General features: G+C 35.4%; 16 protein-coding genes and 1 pseudogene. 6 read left to right on the top strand and 11 right to left on the bottom strand.

Annotation, left to right across the window (positions count from 1 at the left end; translation table 11 throughout):
• Window position 1 precedes the first annotated feature (1 nt).
• Window positions 2–238, bottom strand: coding sequence for a BRCT domain-containing protein (locus LRP81_RS05630; protein WP_230500284.1), 237 nt, complete (start codon window positions 236–238; stop codon window positions 2–4).
• The gene (locus LRP81_RS05635) at window positions 217–906 is read right to left on the bottom strand and encodes a 3'-5' exonuclease (RefSeq protein WP_230500285.1); all 690 of its coding nucleotides are present in this window, start codon (window positions 904–906) and stop codon (window positions 217–219) included. The genes LRP81_RS05630 and LRP81_RS05635 overlap by 22 nt, the downstream gene beginning before the upstream one ends.
• An 87-nt stretch (window positions 907–993) precedes the next feature.
• On the opposite strand from LRP81_RS05635, the gene LRP81_RS05640 reads away from it, so the two are divergent.
• Complete coding sequence (locus LRP81_RS05640; protein WP_230500286.1) at window positions 994–1,164, top strand: hypothetical protein; 171 nt, start codon at window positions 994–996, stop codon at window positions 1,162–1,164.
• A 99-nt stretch (window positions 1,165–1,263) separates the two neighbouring features.
• On the opposite strand, the gene LRP81_RS05645 is transcribed toward LRP81_RS05640, so the two are convergent.
• The gene (locus LRP81_RS05645; protein WP_230500287.1) at window positions 1,264–1,473 is read right to left on the bottom strand and encodes a hypothetical protein; all 210 of its coding nucleotides are present in this window, start codon (window positions 1,471–1,473) and stop codon (window positions 1,264–1,266) included.
• Between the two features lie 165 nt (window positions 1,474–1,638).
• Between LRP81_RS05645 and LRP81_RS05650 the strand changes: the two genes are divergently transcribed.
• The gene (locus LRP81_RS05650) at window positions 1,639–2,241 is read left to right on the top strand and encodes a hypothetical protein (RefSeq protein WP_230500288.1); all 603 of its coding nucleotides are present in this window, start codon (window positions 1,639–1,641) and stop codon (window positions 2,239–2,241) included.
• A gap of 151 nt (window positions 2,242–2,392) precedes the next feature.
• Here LRP81_RS05650 and LRP81_RS05655 read toward each other — a convergent pair whose 3' ends face one another.
• Window positions 2,393–3,490, bottom strand: a complete 1,098-nt coding sequence (locus tag LRP81_RS05655; RefSeq protein ID WP_230500289.1) for a type I restriction endonuclease — start codon at window positions 3,488–3,490, stop codon at window positions 2,393–2,395.
• A gap of 349 nt (window positions 3,491–3,839) precedes the next feature.
• Between LRP81_RS05655 and LRP81_RS05660 the strand changes: the two genes are divergently transcribed.
• Window positions 3,840–4,367 (top strand): RNA polymerase sigma factor, encoded by a 528-nt coding sequence (locus LRP81_RS05660; protein WP_230500290.1) that lies wholly within the window; start codon window positions 3,840–3,842, stop codon window positions 4,365–4,367.
• The gene (locus LRP81_RS05665) at window positions 4,354–5,508 is read left to right on the top strand and encodes a hypothetical protein (protein ID WP_230500291.1); all 1,155 of its coding nucleotides are present in this window, start codon (window positions 4,354–4,356) and stop codon (window positions 5,506–5,508) included. The genes LRP81_RS05660 and LRP81_RS05665 overlap by 14 nt, the downstream gene beginning before the upstream one ends.
• Window positions 5,509–5,552: 44 nt before the next feature.
• Here the strand turns inward: LRP81_RS05665 and LRP81_RS05670 are convergent, their stop codons facing one another.
• The 7 genes from LRP81_RS05670 to LRP81_RS05700 form a co-directional block, all read right to left on the bottom strand.
• Window positions 5,553–6,056, bottom strand: coding sequence for a hypothetical protein (locus LRP81_RS05670; protein WP_230500292.1), 504 nt, complete (start codon window positions 6,054–6,056; stop codon window positions 5,553–5,555).
• A 31-nt stretch (window positions 6,057–6,087) separates the two neighbouring features.
• Complete coding sequence (locus tag LRP81_RS05675) at window positions 6,088–6,732, bottom strand: hypothetical protein (protein ID WP_230500293.1); 645 nt, start codon at window positions 6,730–6,732, stop codon at window positions 6,088–6,090.
• Window positions 6,719–7,261, bottom strand: coding sequence for an RNA polymerase sigma factor (locus tag LRP81_RS05680; RefSeq protein ID WP_230500294.1), 543 nt, complete (start codon window positions 7,259–7,261; stop codon window positions 6,719–6,721). Before LRP81_RS05680 ends, LRP81_RS05675 begins: the two co-directional genes overlap by 14 nt.
• Window positions 7,262–7,376: 115 nt before the next feature.
• Window positions 7,377–8,240 carry a gamma-glutamylcyclotransferase gene (locus LRP81_RS05685; RefSeq protein WP_230500295.1) on the bottom strand — a complete coding sequence of 288 codons (864 nt, stop codon included), beginning with the start codon at window positions 8,238–8,240 and terminating at the stop codon, window positions 7,377–7,379.
• A 62-nt stretch (window positions 8,241–8,302) separates the two neighbouring features.
• Window positions 8,303–9,091, bottom strand: a complete 789-nt coding sequence (locus LRP81_RS05690; RefSeq protein ID WP_230500296.1) for a YwqG family protein — start codon at window positions 9,089–9,091, stop codon at window positions 8,303–8,305.
• 24 nt (window positions 9,092–9,115) lie between these two features.
• Window positions 9,116–9,439, bottom strand: a complete 324-nt coding sequence (locus LRP81_RS05695; RefSeq protein ID WP_230500297.1) for a nucleoside triphosphate pyrophosphohydrolase — start codon at window positions 9,437–9,439, stop codon at window positions 9,116–9,118.
• A gap of 43 nt (window positions 9,440–9,482) precedes the next feature.
• A complete protein-coding gene (locus LRP81_RS05700) occupies window positions 9,483–10,358 on the bottom strand; it encodes a phosphorothioated DNA-binding restriction endonuclease (RefSeq protein ID WP_230500298.1) in 876 nt (291 codons plus the stop codon).
• Window positions 10,359–10,614: 256 nt separating this feature from the next.
• Between LRP81_RS05700 and mutT the strand changes: the two genes are divergently transcribed.
• A complete protein-coding gene (gene mutT, locus LRP81_RS05705) occupies window positions 10,615–11,013 on the top strand; it encodes an 8-oxo-dGTP diphosphatase MutT (protein ID WP_230500299.1) in 399 nt (132 codons plus the stop codon).
• Window positions 11,014–11,033: 20 nt separating this feature from the next.
• Window positions 11,034–13,925, top strand: a pseudogene (locus LRP81_RS05710) (DUF3427 domain-containing protein).
• Window positions 13,926–14,202 lie beyond the last annotated feature (277 nt).

Raw genomic sequence — 14,202 nt, forward strand, 5'->3', positions numbered from 1 at the left:
CCTACCCTAACAGCTTCATAAACACTTTCTCACTAATTATCTCTATTTTATAGCCCGCATTCATTAGTTTTTCTGCTTGAACGAGCTTACTACTTTTTCTTACAGAAGCGTTTGAGCCACCTAGGATAATATAATCCGTATCTACAGAAATATTGTTCAGCGATTCCCCACCTTTAGCTGCCACCATTTCCGCGGCCTGCTTTCGGGAGAATCCTTCTAGTTTACCTGTGAATACCATCTTTTTCCGTAAAAAACATGACCCTTTTCTGCTTCTCGATTCGTTTGGATATTCCTCAGATCCACCTTCTTCCCACTCTTTTTCCCGACTTTGGATGTACGGAAGCTAGTAGGTGTCAGTTCCCCGACGCGAATGCCTGTTTTGTCTATTAAAGTCTCTTCATCTTCAATATTGCCAAGCTCTGTTAAATGAACGACGAGTTCTGCACATGCCCTTGCATCAGCCAATGCGTGGTGATGCTGATCAAGCCCAATGCGGAAATGCCTGCACATCGACTTTAACGTATGCGAAGACAAATCCGGTAACAATTTCTTCGCAAGCTGATAGGAACACATTAACTGCTTTGGTACCGGCGTCACCCGATAACGCTCCAAACTGTCCCTCAGCACATATCCGTCAAACGGAAGGAAATGAGCAACCAACAACTTATTTTCAAGCTTGTTCTTTATTCCTTCATAAAACACATCAAAGGTGGGAGCATTCACAACATCCTCCTCCGTAATCCCATGAATCATCGTATTACGTGGATCAAAATACCCTTCCGGATTAATCAGCTCATACACCGTTTCTTTTACTCTATTATTCTCCACAAACACCATACCGATAGAGCATACACTCGTACGATCAGCATTAGCAGTTTCAAAATCAAAGGCAACAAAATTCTTCATGCTCTGGCTCCTTTCGGAATAACAGTTCTCTATTTCAATGATACTATATTAGAGGTGGCCCTTACATCACAGGGAAGCAGCCTTTACGTGCAAAATATCGAAAAAGTGGATGAAAATATCGATAAACTCATCCAATATATCGAAAAGCACACTGAAAATATCGAAATAGCTGCTGAAAATATCAATATCTTGATTGGACGGCACTGTTTGCAGCAGGATTTCCACCGGTTCAGGTCACAAAAAGATGGAAATCTCTAAATACCGGCTACAAATCTTCAAATAACCACTTGAAATCCCCAAATTCCTGGCTGAAATCTCTAAATAACCTCGCAAAATCTCAAAATCAGTAGAAGACTTCTAGAGTAGATTAAACACGACAATCTTTCTAGCCGTTTGTTCTACATCTTCTGTTACCCATACCCTTACCCACTGATTTTTCTTGAGATCAACTTTGTCCTTTATTTTAAAAGACATAAACCCAACACCTGTTATTTTGGTGTTCTCCCTAATGAATACTTCTTCCAAAGGATAACTTGCAACCGCTCTTATGATAAATAGGGTTAACATTTATACATTCGGATAGAAATCTACGATAATATCTCCCATTCACACAAACTCTATTTTCACCAGAACAAATCGAAATAACTAAACTTGATAAAAAATGCCCATTGCAGTGACCTTACAAGTAATTTACAATTAGATAGGATTTTGGAGTCAAAGGGGGAAAATGGAATGAGTAAATTATGGATGTTAATGATATTAACAGGGATGCTTGTCTTGGCAGGTTGTTCATCTAACAGTGAAAAAGAGGTAACTGCAGAAGAGAAAGAAGCCAAAGATAATACCGAAGAATCTGCAAGTGTGGATGAAGGACTACTTGATGTAGAAGTAACAATTCCATCTGAGATGTTGGAAGAAGCAGATTTAGACGCAGTAGTTGCTGAAGTGGAAGCAGAGGGAATTGAGGTAACCAAAAACGAAGACGGTTCTCTTACATACAAAATGAGCAAGTCCCAGCATCAAGAGATGATGACGGAAATGGAGCAGGCTATCAAAGAATCTATCGAAGAAATTAAAACTAGTGGAGACTATGTATCTATTAAGGATATAAAGCATAGTAACTCTTACAATGAATTTACCATTGTTGTCGACAAAGCAGCTTTTGAAGACAGCATGGACGGTTTTGTAACGATAGGGCTTGGCACGTTAGGAATGGCTTACCAAACCTATGATGGCGTTGCACCTGATAAAAATAAAGTGCAGCTCTATTATGAAGACGAAGAAACAAACGAAGTATTTGATGAATTTTTGTTCCCAGATGGTTTTGCTGAATAATTATCTTCTAAAAAAGTCCAAGAAATGCAGAGAGTATGCAGATCTTGGACTTCTTTAATTTCGGAATTTTAATTGGTTTACTAATAAAACCTTAATTAGAATTCATGAAGGAAGCCGAAGAACCATCGAACTATTCTTCTGCTTCCGCATTTTACTTATTAGCCACTAAATCAAAGGTTCTTGCAACTGCCAGTAATTCTTCTTTGTACGTCAAGATGTCATTTACATGGTCAATTTTATAGGTTGTTCTTCCTGGATCATTAAGTTGAAGGTATTTTTGGCTACTATTAAAACCTAGTCGACAAATCCATCTTCTAATACTGTCATCTAGTAAAACGTTAAAGTAACTCTTGTTATCTCGATAGAAAACTCTGGAAGGATCTATCTCTTCTTTTAATATTAGCTTTACTATTACATATCCTTCAATTTCTTCTTCAGTAGTTATTACTTCATCTTCTTGTGTTGTGTTTTCAGCTGGGGATAGTTTTTCTTTCTCTATCTCTATAGAGGCTTTGATGTCTGGAGTTGTGTCAGTAGAGGAATTGAGTGCTTTTTGCAGTTTTTCACTCACTCTTTCATTTACATATTGCTGCAATGATTTTTTAACAAGGTCCTTAAAGTTATCAATGACCTTCTTTGTTTTCACTCCGGAATAAATCTCATTAATAACAACCTTTACAAATTCCTCGGAAGGTTCCTCCCATTGCTTAAATAAGTATTGTTTAATCTCTCCGGTATATTTCAATTCTGATGCTGTAGTCAAAACATTAACAACGTCAAAATCCTGTTTTCTAAATTTCGCCAATTCTAGTATATCTACATCCTTTAAATTTAAGAGGTCAATAACAAAGAACGGTTTCTGATCCATTTTATTTTGCTCTTCTAAATCAGTGAAAAACCTGTATTCTATTCCGTTAGTCAAAATTGCAAATTTTGCATTTGTAGTACCGAAGTATCTAAATAGCTGGGAATCATGCTTTGTCAAAGCTTCATTAACGCTTTTGGCCTCGATCAGAATAACTGGCTCATTCTCTCTCATAATGGCATAATCAATTTTTTCACCTTTTTTTATCCCGACGTCCGCTACAAATTCAGGAACTAACTCTTCAGGATTGAAAATATCGTAACCAAGTATTTGCAACATTGGCATTATCAATGAAGTTTTTGTAGCCTCTTCTGTATGAATATTTTCTTTCACTCGTTGAAGCCTGCTAGCTAAATTTTTTATTTGCTGGTTAAACTCTGTCAAATAAATACACCCCTCATTATTAATCTAAAAATAAGTTCTACTATCGTTCTGTAAAAGCTTGTCTCGACGGAAACTCTTTGATCAGCTTTATTTATTAATTCCATCTACACCCTCCTTAGTTATAGGATTAAGAAACTATAATGATAACTTTCTACACTGTGGGACTATTTACCTTTTTTTCCAATAACAATAGTTATTTCTACTAGTCATGGAAATTGAAAATAAATATGTGTGAGAGTATAGATAAAAAGGACTTCTTAATTTTGGGGCTTTAAAGTAATTTTTAATATTTGTAACTTTTCCTACTGTCACTCGTTGTAATAGTAAAAAGAAAGAGAGGGGTGGGTGAATGGAGCAACATTCTAGGAAACAGCGGATAAATAGCTGGTATGAGGTTTATAGCAATGATGTGTTCAATTATGCCTTTTTTATGATCGGCGATCGGGAACAGGCTTTAGATATAGTGCAGGATACTTTCATCCGTGCTTATAACAATTTGGAAAAATTTGAGGGTGGTAGGGAGAAAAGTTGGTTGTTCAGGATCGCAAGAAATCTAACCATTGATTACATAAGAAAGAATATAACGCTAGCAAACTATTTAAGTTTTCTTCCTTTTGGAATGAATAATTCAGAGAGATCAGCCGAAGATATTGCTATTTTTAATGAATCTGAAAAACAGTTGTATTTAGCATTAAGTAAGATCAAGCCTTCATTCAGGGATGTCATTATTTTACGAAAAATAAAAGAGTTTTCGATTGGTGAGACTGCAGAAATTCTAGATTGCTCTGAGGCAAAAGTCAAAGTTGATTTATTCAGGGCACTGAAGGTTTTGCGTAAAGAATTGGAGAAGGAGGGATTCAAATATGAAGCAATCTAATCACTTGAATGAACGAAACTTCCAATCCTTAAATCAAAAAGTAGTGATGAATGAAAAGGACCGAAACAAAGCTCTACAGACAATCAATCATAGAATGGAGACTCCGCCAGTCATAAAAAAAGCTTCCACTCCAGTTAGGTATTATGTTGCATATGCCTCGGCAGCACTACTATTTTTACTTATACTGATTCCAACCATTATATATAACTTTGACTTAAAGGGAGAAAGTGTAGCATCAAATACAATCCCTCCCGAAAGGCTGGAGGAAATCCTTGCCCCATATCAATATCATGAAATTCTCCATGTACAAGAAGTAGATACAGGTGTGGTTGTTTATTACACCCATATGATAAAAAATGATATAAATATTGAAGAATTAAATGCCATGTTTATTAAAAAAACAGAGGATGGTTGGGATGAGTCCATGGAAGGTGGTAGTCACACTTTCTTAGAAAAAGATGACCTCAGTCACCAACTAATAATTCCTTCAAGCGAAGAATCTCCATTTCCTTTAGTTTTTGGGAAAATCCTTAATCCAAGTATTATGGCAGTATTTGTTAACGATGAGGAAGCAGAGATCATCACTTCAAAAAGTGAGGAAAAATATTGGTTTGTATTTGCCGATGTAAGTCCTGATGAAATGTTCGATATAAAAGGATTAAACAACAAAGGGGCATCTATTTATTCCATTTCTACTCAATATCCAAGAAGTGGAAGTACCATCCTTGAAGAAGCAAATCAAAACGCTGTGAATTTTGAGCTGACTGAGGAGGAATGGCAAGTTTATGAGCTTTTAAAAGAGGAATTCAATAAACAACATCTGAAAGACCTTTCCCCTATAAGCATTGCAAAAATCTACGTGCAGGCTTCACTAGATGAAGAATTGGAACTTAGTTATGAACTTCACACTGACAGGGAAGATGTTATGCAAGTTGATAGGGAGGAATATCTAACTGAGTGGGAACATTCATCGCCTGAGCAAATAAGAGATACCTTCTTCGGCATACAGGATGGAATCTTTCATGATAATGGGGATAGTGGTTATATAAGCTATACGAACACTTATGGACAGCAGTGGGGGTTTCAAATGTTAAAAGAAGAAGATGGTAGCTGGAGTGTGTCATTTCTTCCACTTCAATAAGGAAAGACCACGGTATATTCTCCGTGGTCTTTTGTATGTGTCCATTATTCCCCTGAAAAAATAGATTCCAAGTTGAAATCTAAGTCGTAAAGGAAACTAATGGTTCTTTTAAACTCCTGCCCCTCTTCACCACCATATACATGATAACCAATATCAAAACTATTCGGTTGGGGGTTATAATAGATAAAATACATTGGAAGAGAGGCCAAATCTGCATTAATATAAGAAGGTTCTTCATGATCAGTAAAGACGAATATATTATCCTCAGTCAGTTCAACGTCTGTACCGAAGTCCGTTTTCACCTTATCAAATTTCCCCTCTGTTAATAGTTCTATGATATTTCTTGATTTATGATCTAAATTCTGAACGTCACCACTAAAATTTTCTATCTTTTCTTTTAAGAATGCATTCTCACTTTTCATCTTCTCAATCTCTTTTTCTATCTCAATTGATTTTTGATCCTGATTAACTTCTGGGCTACTAACCTCATTGTTAGTGCATCCGCTAAGTAAAACGACCAATAACAGAATTAACCCTAGGTTTTTCATAGTTTTACTCCTTTCATATGACGGAGAAGAATCAATCCCCACTTACCATATATTTTATGGTCCGGTCGTTGTTAAATCCAAATATGATAGAGAATTTCCCTTCTTCGCCAGGTGTTCTATTGTAAAAATAATAATTAACTTTTATTTCATCACCAGAATAATCAATGTAAATAAAACGCATTGGGTAATTGATTATATTTGTGGGATTATTTATCTCAAACCCCTCGTACCCTTCAAACTCAATTCTGTCGTCTTTTACGTTATATTCCACATTATATCGTTCCTTCAATTCATCAAAATCTTCACTTCCTAATAGGGATATAATGCCCCTAGCAGTGTGTTCAAATGTTTGCAAATCTAAGCTCATTCTCTCGAGGTTTTCTCTTAAAGCTTGGTTTTCTTCATTTAGTGCATCTAGTTCCTCCTGGAGAGCACCATTGACATCCTCTGGGGCTGATAGAAGATCACCATCATTGGTTTGTAATTGAAAGGCAAGAAATATCATCGCGATTAGGGCTGCTGTAAGTCCAATTCCATACAGGGCTATTGGCTTTCTAACTGACATTTTTTCTTTTTGGCGTATACGGGAAAGAATGATTGCTTTTTTTTCAGGAGATAGTATTGGTTCTGGGCCGATATAATCATCCACACCTGACTTCCACTTATTTCGACTCATTGAAGTTCTCTCCTTTCAGTTTATCTTTGAGTTTGGTTCTAGCCCGAAAAAGACGAGATTTCACGGTGTTTAAGGATATGTTAAATAGGTCGGCAATTTCTACCATGGACAAATCTTTATAATAATATAAAATAATGATTTCTCGATCTTTAAGAGGGAGCGACAATATTTCTTGACCAACCATGTAATTCTCCGTCTTTTTAATTATCAAATCCTCCGTGTGCTCCGCGCCTTTAAACATATTGGTAAGTGTGGTTAGTAATTTACTCTTTTTATAAGCTGCACTTCTTAGGTAGTCATAACAACAATTTATGGTGATTCGAAATAGGTACGTTTTGTAACTGGATTCTCCGCGAAATTTATCCTTATTCATATATAATTTCATGAAGACATCCTGTACAATATCCTCAGCAATTTGATAATCTTTCACATATGTGTAAGAAAGCCTCGCCAGTTCTTCTCCGTATTTATCCATTAATTCTATATAAAAATCTTCCTCTCCATTTCCAACGGGATGAATACCATTCATTGTTGTCCTCCTTTCTTTCAATAAATGATTGTACTTATTAGACGGAAAATAAAAATTTCGGTTCTTCTTTATTCTAAAAAAGTCAGCTATAGCCGTTAGCTGACTTTTACGATTCTTATATGCCGAGTGGTTCATGATTCCTTAATACGTCAATTTGTTTCTTTACCTTCTGCAAGTAATCCTCCGATAAAAAACCTTCTGCTCCACGGAAAATTTCTACTTCATACTCAATAGGTGGTGGAGTTTCAGGATCTTTATTTTTTACAACAAAAGTTAATGCTACTATATGTTGACCATTCATGGAGATGGAAACAAAAGTGGGTCTATACGCAAATGGCACTCCTTCTCTTACATACAAGTATTTTTCAACTACAGAAACAGGAATTTCGTATACTTTCCCTTCTACCGCTCCATTTCCATCCTCGACAATGTCCGCGCGCCCCAAATTATCTGTTGGGGATTTTCTAGTAAATTTTAATGAGTAATTGTCCAACACACCTACACCAACTATTTTTCGGAAGTATCCTCCAACGCCTGCCTCATTGATTCGTTTAAGATCCATACAGCTTCCATAGGCAAAATATCGCACTGTTTGCATTTCCTTAATCATGATGTATTCCTTCCAATCACCAGTTGGAATACGTCGTTTGAACAAATCTTTTCTCCCTATGTACACATATGCCGATATAGAACCTTTATCGGTGTGAATGGTTTGTGTCACTCTTTCGTATAAATTGTTAACTCTCCCCTGTTCGTACTCTTCTAAAAGGTCAAGTTTTACTAGTTCCTCTTCATTTACCTCATACAGCTCTCCGTAAACTGTGCCTGATTTGTCCGCAGCAAAAGCTGGATAGCCATAGCCTGTGTCATATAGACTACCATCATCTGTCCAACTCTGTTCCGCTAGCAGTCTAGCATGTTTCAGTATCCTTGCGTTCTTTTCTCCGTTCCGTAATGTGCCGTACACAAATACTTTCAATGACTATCACTCCTCTCGAACAAAAGGATGCAAGAGATCCCTCCCCCGCATCCTTACCTTTATCAATAACACTGCAACGTAAAAGCCACTCTATCAAACTGTTTCTTTAAAAGATCCTCTTTTTCCATACAGAAATATAGCATTCCGCTATCTCCCCACATCAAGCCTAATTCCTCCTCGTCTGAATCAATCTGGAATAAAAGAACTGGGTCTTCGCCATCTTCAAAAAGCTCTTCAAACACATCATTTTGAATGTTCATCGGTGCTCCCAGCATATAATGTGCAGACTCCATTATGCCGTTCTCGTCCTCCGGCTGCATCAATGCTTGACGAAATTCCCAATAGTTTTCTTCTTCCTCTTCATTTAAAAAGTTGATATCTTCTAGATACTCTGGAATACTCACCATCGATTCAAACGCTATATTAAAAGATGGTAATGAAGAAAATTCGCCTTTAATTGGATTATCTTTTCTCTTTAACTTGCTGAAATCTCCGTTATAATATAAGACTGTAAAACAACCTTCCTCATCCTCAAATCCCCAAGGTTGCTCTTCTACATCGTAAAACAGATATAAGATTCCGATGTCAGGCAGTACGTTGTTTTTATCAAACTGTTTTGCGTCCTTTAGATTGACTTGGAGCATAAATGTCAAATTACTTTCTTTATTCCTTGGAAACTCCCATTCTTCAGGTAAATCTGGTGAACCACCTATCTTAGAGGAACCTAGTGGAATATCATTGTCATTCTGCTGTATCTTTTTCATTTTAATAGAGCTTTGGAATGAAGCGATGATGGATGATTTGTGGCGCTCTAGGTCGTAGGTTTTTAATAATTGGTCGATTGGTTGCATTATTTTTGGCTCCTTCTATTAAACTTAATCCTCTACATCTAGTAATAAAATCTTTTTCTCAAAAGCCCCACGGGAGATTGCTTTTCCCTTGCGAATGTTTTCCACTTCTTCTATAGAAGAGCCATGAAAGTTTGCTAGCGCGTGAATCACCTCTAATAGGTCTGCAAGCTCTTCCACTGCTTCCTCACTGGATTGGGCAGCGCAATACTCATCTAGTTCTTCGTAGCTTTTTTGTTTAAGATACTTTTTGTAATCTTGATCAGATAAAACTTCTATGGAATACTTCTTCCCAGTCGCTTGGATAATTTGCGGAATGTTATCTCGGACTAGTTTGTTGTATGTTGGCATCAGGGGGTACCTCCTGAATTACATTTTTTATTTTCTCTATGGTTTATATATTATAGTATCTCTCCGGACCTTTAAATACTTCTTTAACATGCCAGTATATAAAGTCATCCTTTGGATAGTAACTGGGCTCAATCGGATTCATTAGCTCATTCCCGTGATACCTCATCAGCCATTCATCAAACCCATTCCCATGCGCATCCTGAGAAACAACCATTCGACGATCATTATTGATTGTAAAAACCCCTCTATCAAAAAGTTTATGGTGCAGAGAGCATAGTGCAATGCCATTCTCCTCCACATCTGGCCCTCCTGCTTGATGCCATTTGATGTGAGCAGCTTCCACTCCTACTAAAATATGCATCAAACGGACATTAAATCCACAGACAGCACAACTATACCCATATGCCCTAAGAATCTTATCTCTAAATTTCGAGTCTCTTTTTCTCCTTTTAGTATAGACAAAGGAGAAGTCCAATCCGACCGCACTAACAATATCATCATGTATGGAAGCAGGAAAATGCTGATCAAGAATTATCTGAGCAAGCTCTGGAATATGATCCATATTTTCTTTGATACTATTAAAAACTTCAGGAACAAAACCTCCTGAAACACTTTCTTCGAGCAACTTTCTATTATTCGGGTTAGACAGGTTTACAGTCTTGTCCAACTCCCAGATTCCATCTCTTGAAAGCCTTACAAAGGGCTCCTCGGGATGATAAGATTTTCTGATTGGCCCAAAATCTACTAACAACTGCTTTAAATCCTGACCTACTTGCTCATATGGCAAAAACCTTGGATTCCCCCTCTGCAACTGGCCCAACGCATATAATAATAATAAAGGCTTATGAGGGGCTCTTTGGTTTCCTTTTTTCCAGATCGTTAGGTTGCTAATTGAGTTTTTTAGTTGTTCTAGATTCATGCGATTTCCCTCTGCTTATTTGTATATGGATACTAATTTTATCCACTGTCCCATAGATATTTTTTGCTGTCTATTGTAAACCTTTATATTTTTTAAAAACGGAATGACTTATAGTTTCTTGTTTACGTTAGGGAATTCGACAAAAGACAGCAATTCCCTTCCTTATTTCTGTAAATTTGCAGATGTCCTCTTTACTTATTTCTTATTCTAAAATAAGCTAAAATCAAGCTAAAAATTGGAATAAGGTGGTTCTATTATGAAAAAGACCGTAAATGTTGTAGGTGCAATTATTGAAAATGAAAAAGATGAGTTTTTTTGTGCATTAAGAAGTCCAGATATGTCCTTGGCTAATTACTGGGAATTCCCAGGTGGAAAAATAGAAAAAGGAGAATCTCCTGAACAAGCGCTCGTTCGTGAGTTTGAAGAAGAATTTGCTTGTAAAATTCAAGTGGGTTCAAAAGTAGAGGATACAACTTATGAATACGAAAAGGTAATTGTTCGCCTTGAAACATATGAAGCAAAATTAACAAACGGACAACCAATCGCTCTAGAGCATGCGGAAACAAGATGGGTTCCACGTCTAGAACTATTAAAAATGAATTTTGCTCCTGCTGATATTCCAGCTATAGAGAAACTAGTAAAAGCTCAAAACTGAATGAAATGATGTGAAATTTAATGGTGCAACAGCAATTAATAAAAAAAATTGAAAGTTCTCTTTATAAGGGATTTATTGACCAGAGTCGACCAGTATCTGCTCAATTTAAACCAAAACTTTTAACCAATAAACATCAAGAAAATGTGTTATCTACATTACTTCAAGAAATGAAAACCTGTCTTTCATTTACTTTCTCTGTTGCCTTTATTACTGAAGGTGGTTTGGCAACTTTAAAAACGTTACTGTATGACTTAAACAGAAAAGGTATAACAGGACGTATTTTAACTTCAACATTTCTAAACTTTAATCAACCTAAAATGTTCCAAGAACTTTTAAAATTGAATAACGTAGAAGTTCGTTTAACTAGCGAAAGAGGCTTCCATTCTAAAGGTTATATTTTTGAGCATGCAGATTACTACTCTTTAATTGTTGGGAGTTCAAATTTAACTGACAGCGCATTAAAGGCTAATTACGAGTGGAATGTATTTCTAACTTCTTTAGAAAGCGGAGAGATAATAAACCATTTTAAAAATCAATTTGAAGAAGCATGGAGTGAAGCTCTCCCCTTAAATGAAGAATGGATTGCCAATTACAATCAACATTATAAAATACAACCATTCGTAAAAAGCTTTGGTTCAAATACTTTGGATCTAAAAACTGAATATCTTACGAACGCATTAGCAGATAGCCTTACGATTCAACCAAACAAAATGCAGACAGATGCTTTAGAGCAATTAAAGAAGCTCCGTGTTAAAGGAGCACAAAAAGGTCTGATAATCTCTGCTACAGGTACTGGGAAAACATTTTTATCTGCCTTTGATGTGAGAAACTTTTCTCCTAAAAAGATGCTTTTTATTGTTCATCGGGAGTAAATCTTGAAGAAAGCAATGCAAGACTATCGAAAGATTCTAGGCGGACATGAAAATGATTATGGAATTCTCTCTGGTAACACAAAAGATACTCAGGCAAAATATCTATTTGCAACTGTCCAAACTATCTCCAAGGAGAATTACTTACAAAAATTCACTAAAGATCAATTTGATTATGTTTTAATAGATGAAGTACATAAAGCAGGAGCTCAATCTTACTTAAATATTATTAATTACTTTACTCCAAAGTTTTTACTAGGAATGACTGCAACACCTGAACGTTCAGATAATTTTAATATATTTGAGCTGTTTGATTACAATATTGCATATGAAATTCGACTACAAGCAGCCTTAGAAGAAGATATGCTCTGCCCATTCCATTACTTCGGTGTGTTGGATTATGAAAAAAATGGACAAATCATTGATGAAACATCAGAACTTCGAAATTTAGTTTCTTCAGAGCGTGTCAAACATATTCTAGATAAAATCAATTACTACGGTTACTCAGGTGATCGTGTTCGTGGATTAATGTTTTGTAGTTCAAAAGAAGAAGTTCGTAATCTCTCTAATGCTTTTAATGATGAGGGTTTAAAAACAATTGGATTAACTGGAGACAATTCTCAAGAAGAACGTGAGGAAGCCATACGCAAATTAGACACCGGTGAATTTGATTACATTTTAACTGTAGATATATTTAATGAAGGAATTGATATACCTTTCTTAAATCAGATTGTAATGCTGCGACAAACACAATCTAGCATTATTTTTATTCAACAGCTGGGACGCGGTTTACGTAAACACGATTGTAAAGACTATGTAACGATTATTGATTTTATCGGAAACTACAAAAATAACTATCTAATTCCAATTGCTCTTTCAGGTGATCAAACACTAAATAAAGATAACATTCGCCGAAAAACAGTTAATACTGATTATATCCAAGGGGTATCAACAATTAATTTTGAAGAGATAGCTAAAAAGAAAATTTTCGATGCTATTAACAATACAAATCTTTCTACTTTAAAAACATTACGTGACACATATACCGAAATAAAAAATCGTCTAGGACGGATTCCTAATCTATTTGACTTTATCCAGCAAAACTCCATTGATCCAGAAGTTGTTGTTGGTTATTCTGGTAACTACTATCAATTCTTATTAAAAATGAAAGAATCTATAGCTTCAATTACTGAATATGAAGAAGCTGTATTAACGATGATTTCTAAAGAGTTTTTAAATGGAAAACGAATTCATGAAATTTTATTAATGGAAATGTTACTTTCAGACCATTCGGTTTCTAAAGAAGATTTTAATAAAAGATTAGTAGATTTTGGTACATATGTAAATGAAGCTACTATCAAATCTGTAGAAAACATGTTCTCACTAAAATTTCATGTACAAAATGATGTGAAAAAGTATAAATACAAGCCTATTGTTGAAGTTATTCATGGTAGCTATCAATTTAATGAAGAAATTCAGAAGAGCTTAAGAGATACGAATTTTAAGAGTTATATAGAGGATATTGTAAAATGTGCCTTTCTAAAAAATGATAAGTACGATAATACCCGCTCACTAACATTGTTTGAAAAGTATTCTCGAAGAGATGCATGTAGGTTACTAAATTGGCCACACGATGATTCTTCTACCATTTATGGATACCGGGTGAAACACAACACATGCCCAATATTTGTCACTTACCATAAAAAAAATGAAGTAGAATCTAGCCAAGCTTACGGAGATGAATTTTTAGCACCTGAACTATTTAGGTGGTTTACCCGTAATCGTTTATCATTAGACTCACAAGAAGTTAAAAAGATCCTATCACATAAGGATACAGGAACAGAAATTCATCTATTTACTAAGAAAGATGATGGTGAAGGGACTGATTTTTACTATCTCGGTCAAGTAGAAGTTGCATTAGAAAGTGCAAAGAATGAAACAATGCCCGATGGTAAAGGAAACTATCTTCCTGTTGTAACAATGAATTTAGTTCTAGAAGAGCCTGTGCAGTATGATATATATCATTATTTAGTGGAAGAATAGAATAATAGAATAATAGAATAATAGTTAAAACCAACTCGAGGATTTTTTTATCGAGTTGGTTTTCTTTCTATTAAAACTATTAAAAAACTCGTACTATTTTAAGGATTTAAAAATTTTTTGATGATTCATTAAAATATTTGAAAAGAAAGGACCACTTATTCAAGATATTCTTGTTTTACCTTTTAAATATAATTACAATCATTGCAGATGATAAAGTAAATTTAATCGAAATTGTAAGAGAATTAACAAGTAAACCAAAGCCTTTAAATTTTGAGTC

The sequence above is a fragment of the Sutcliffiella rhizosphaerae genome (assembly GCF_917563925.1).
Taxonomy (GTDB): Bacteria; Bacillota; Bacilli; order Bacillales; family Bacillaceae_I; genus Sutcliffiella_A; species Sutcliffiella_A rhizosphaerae.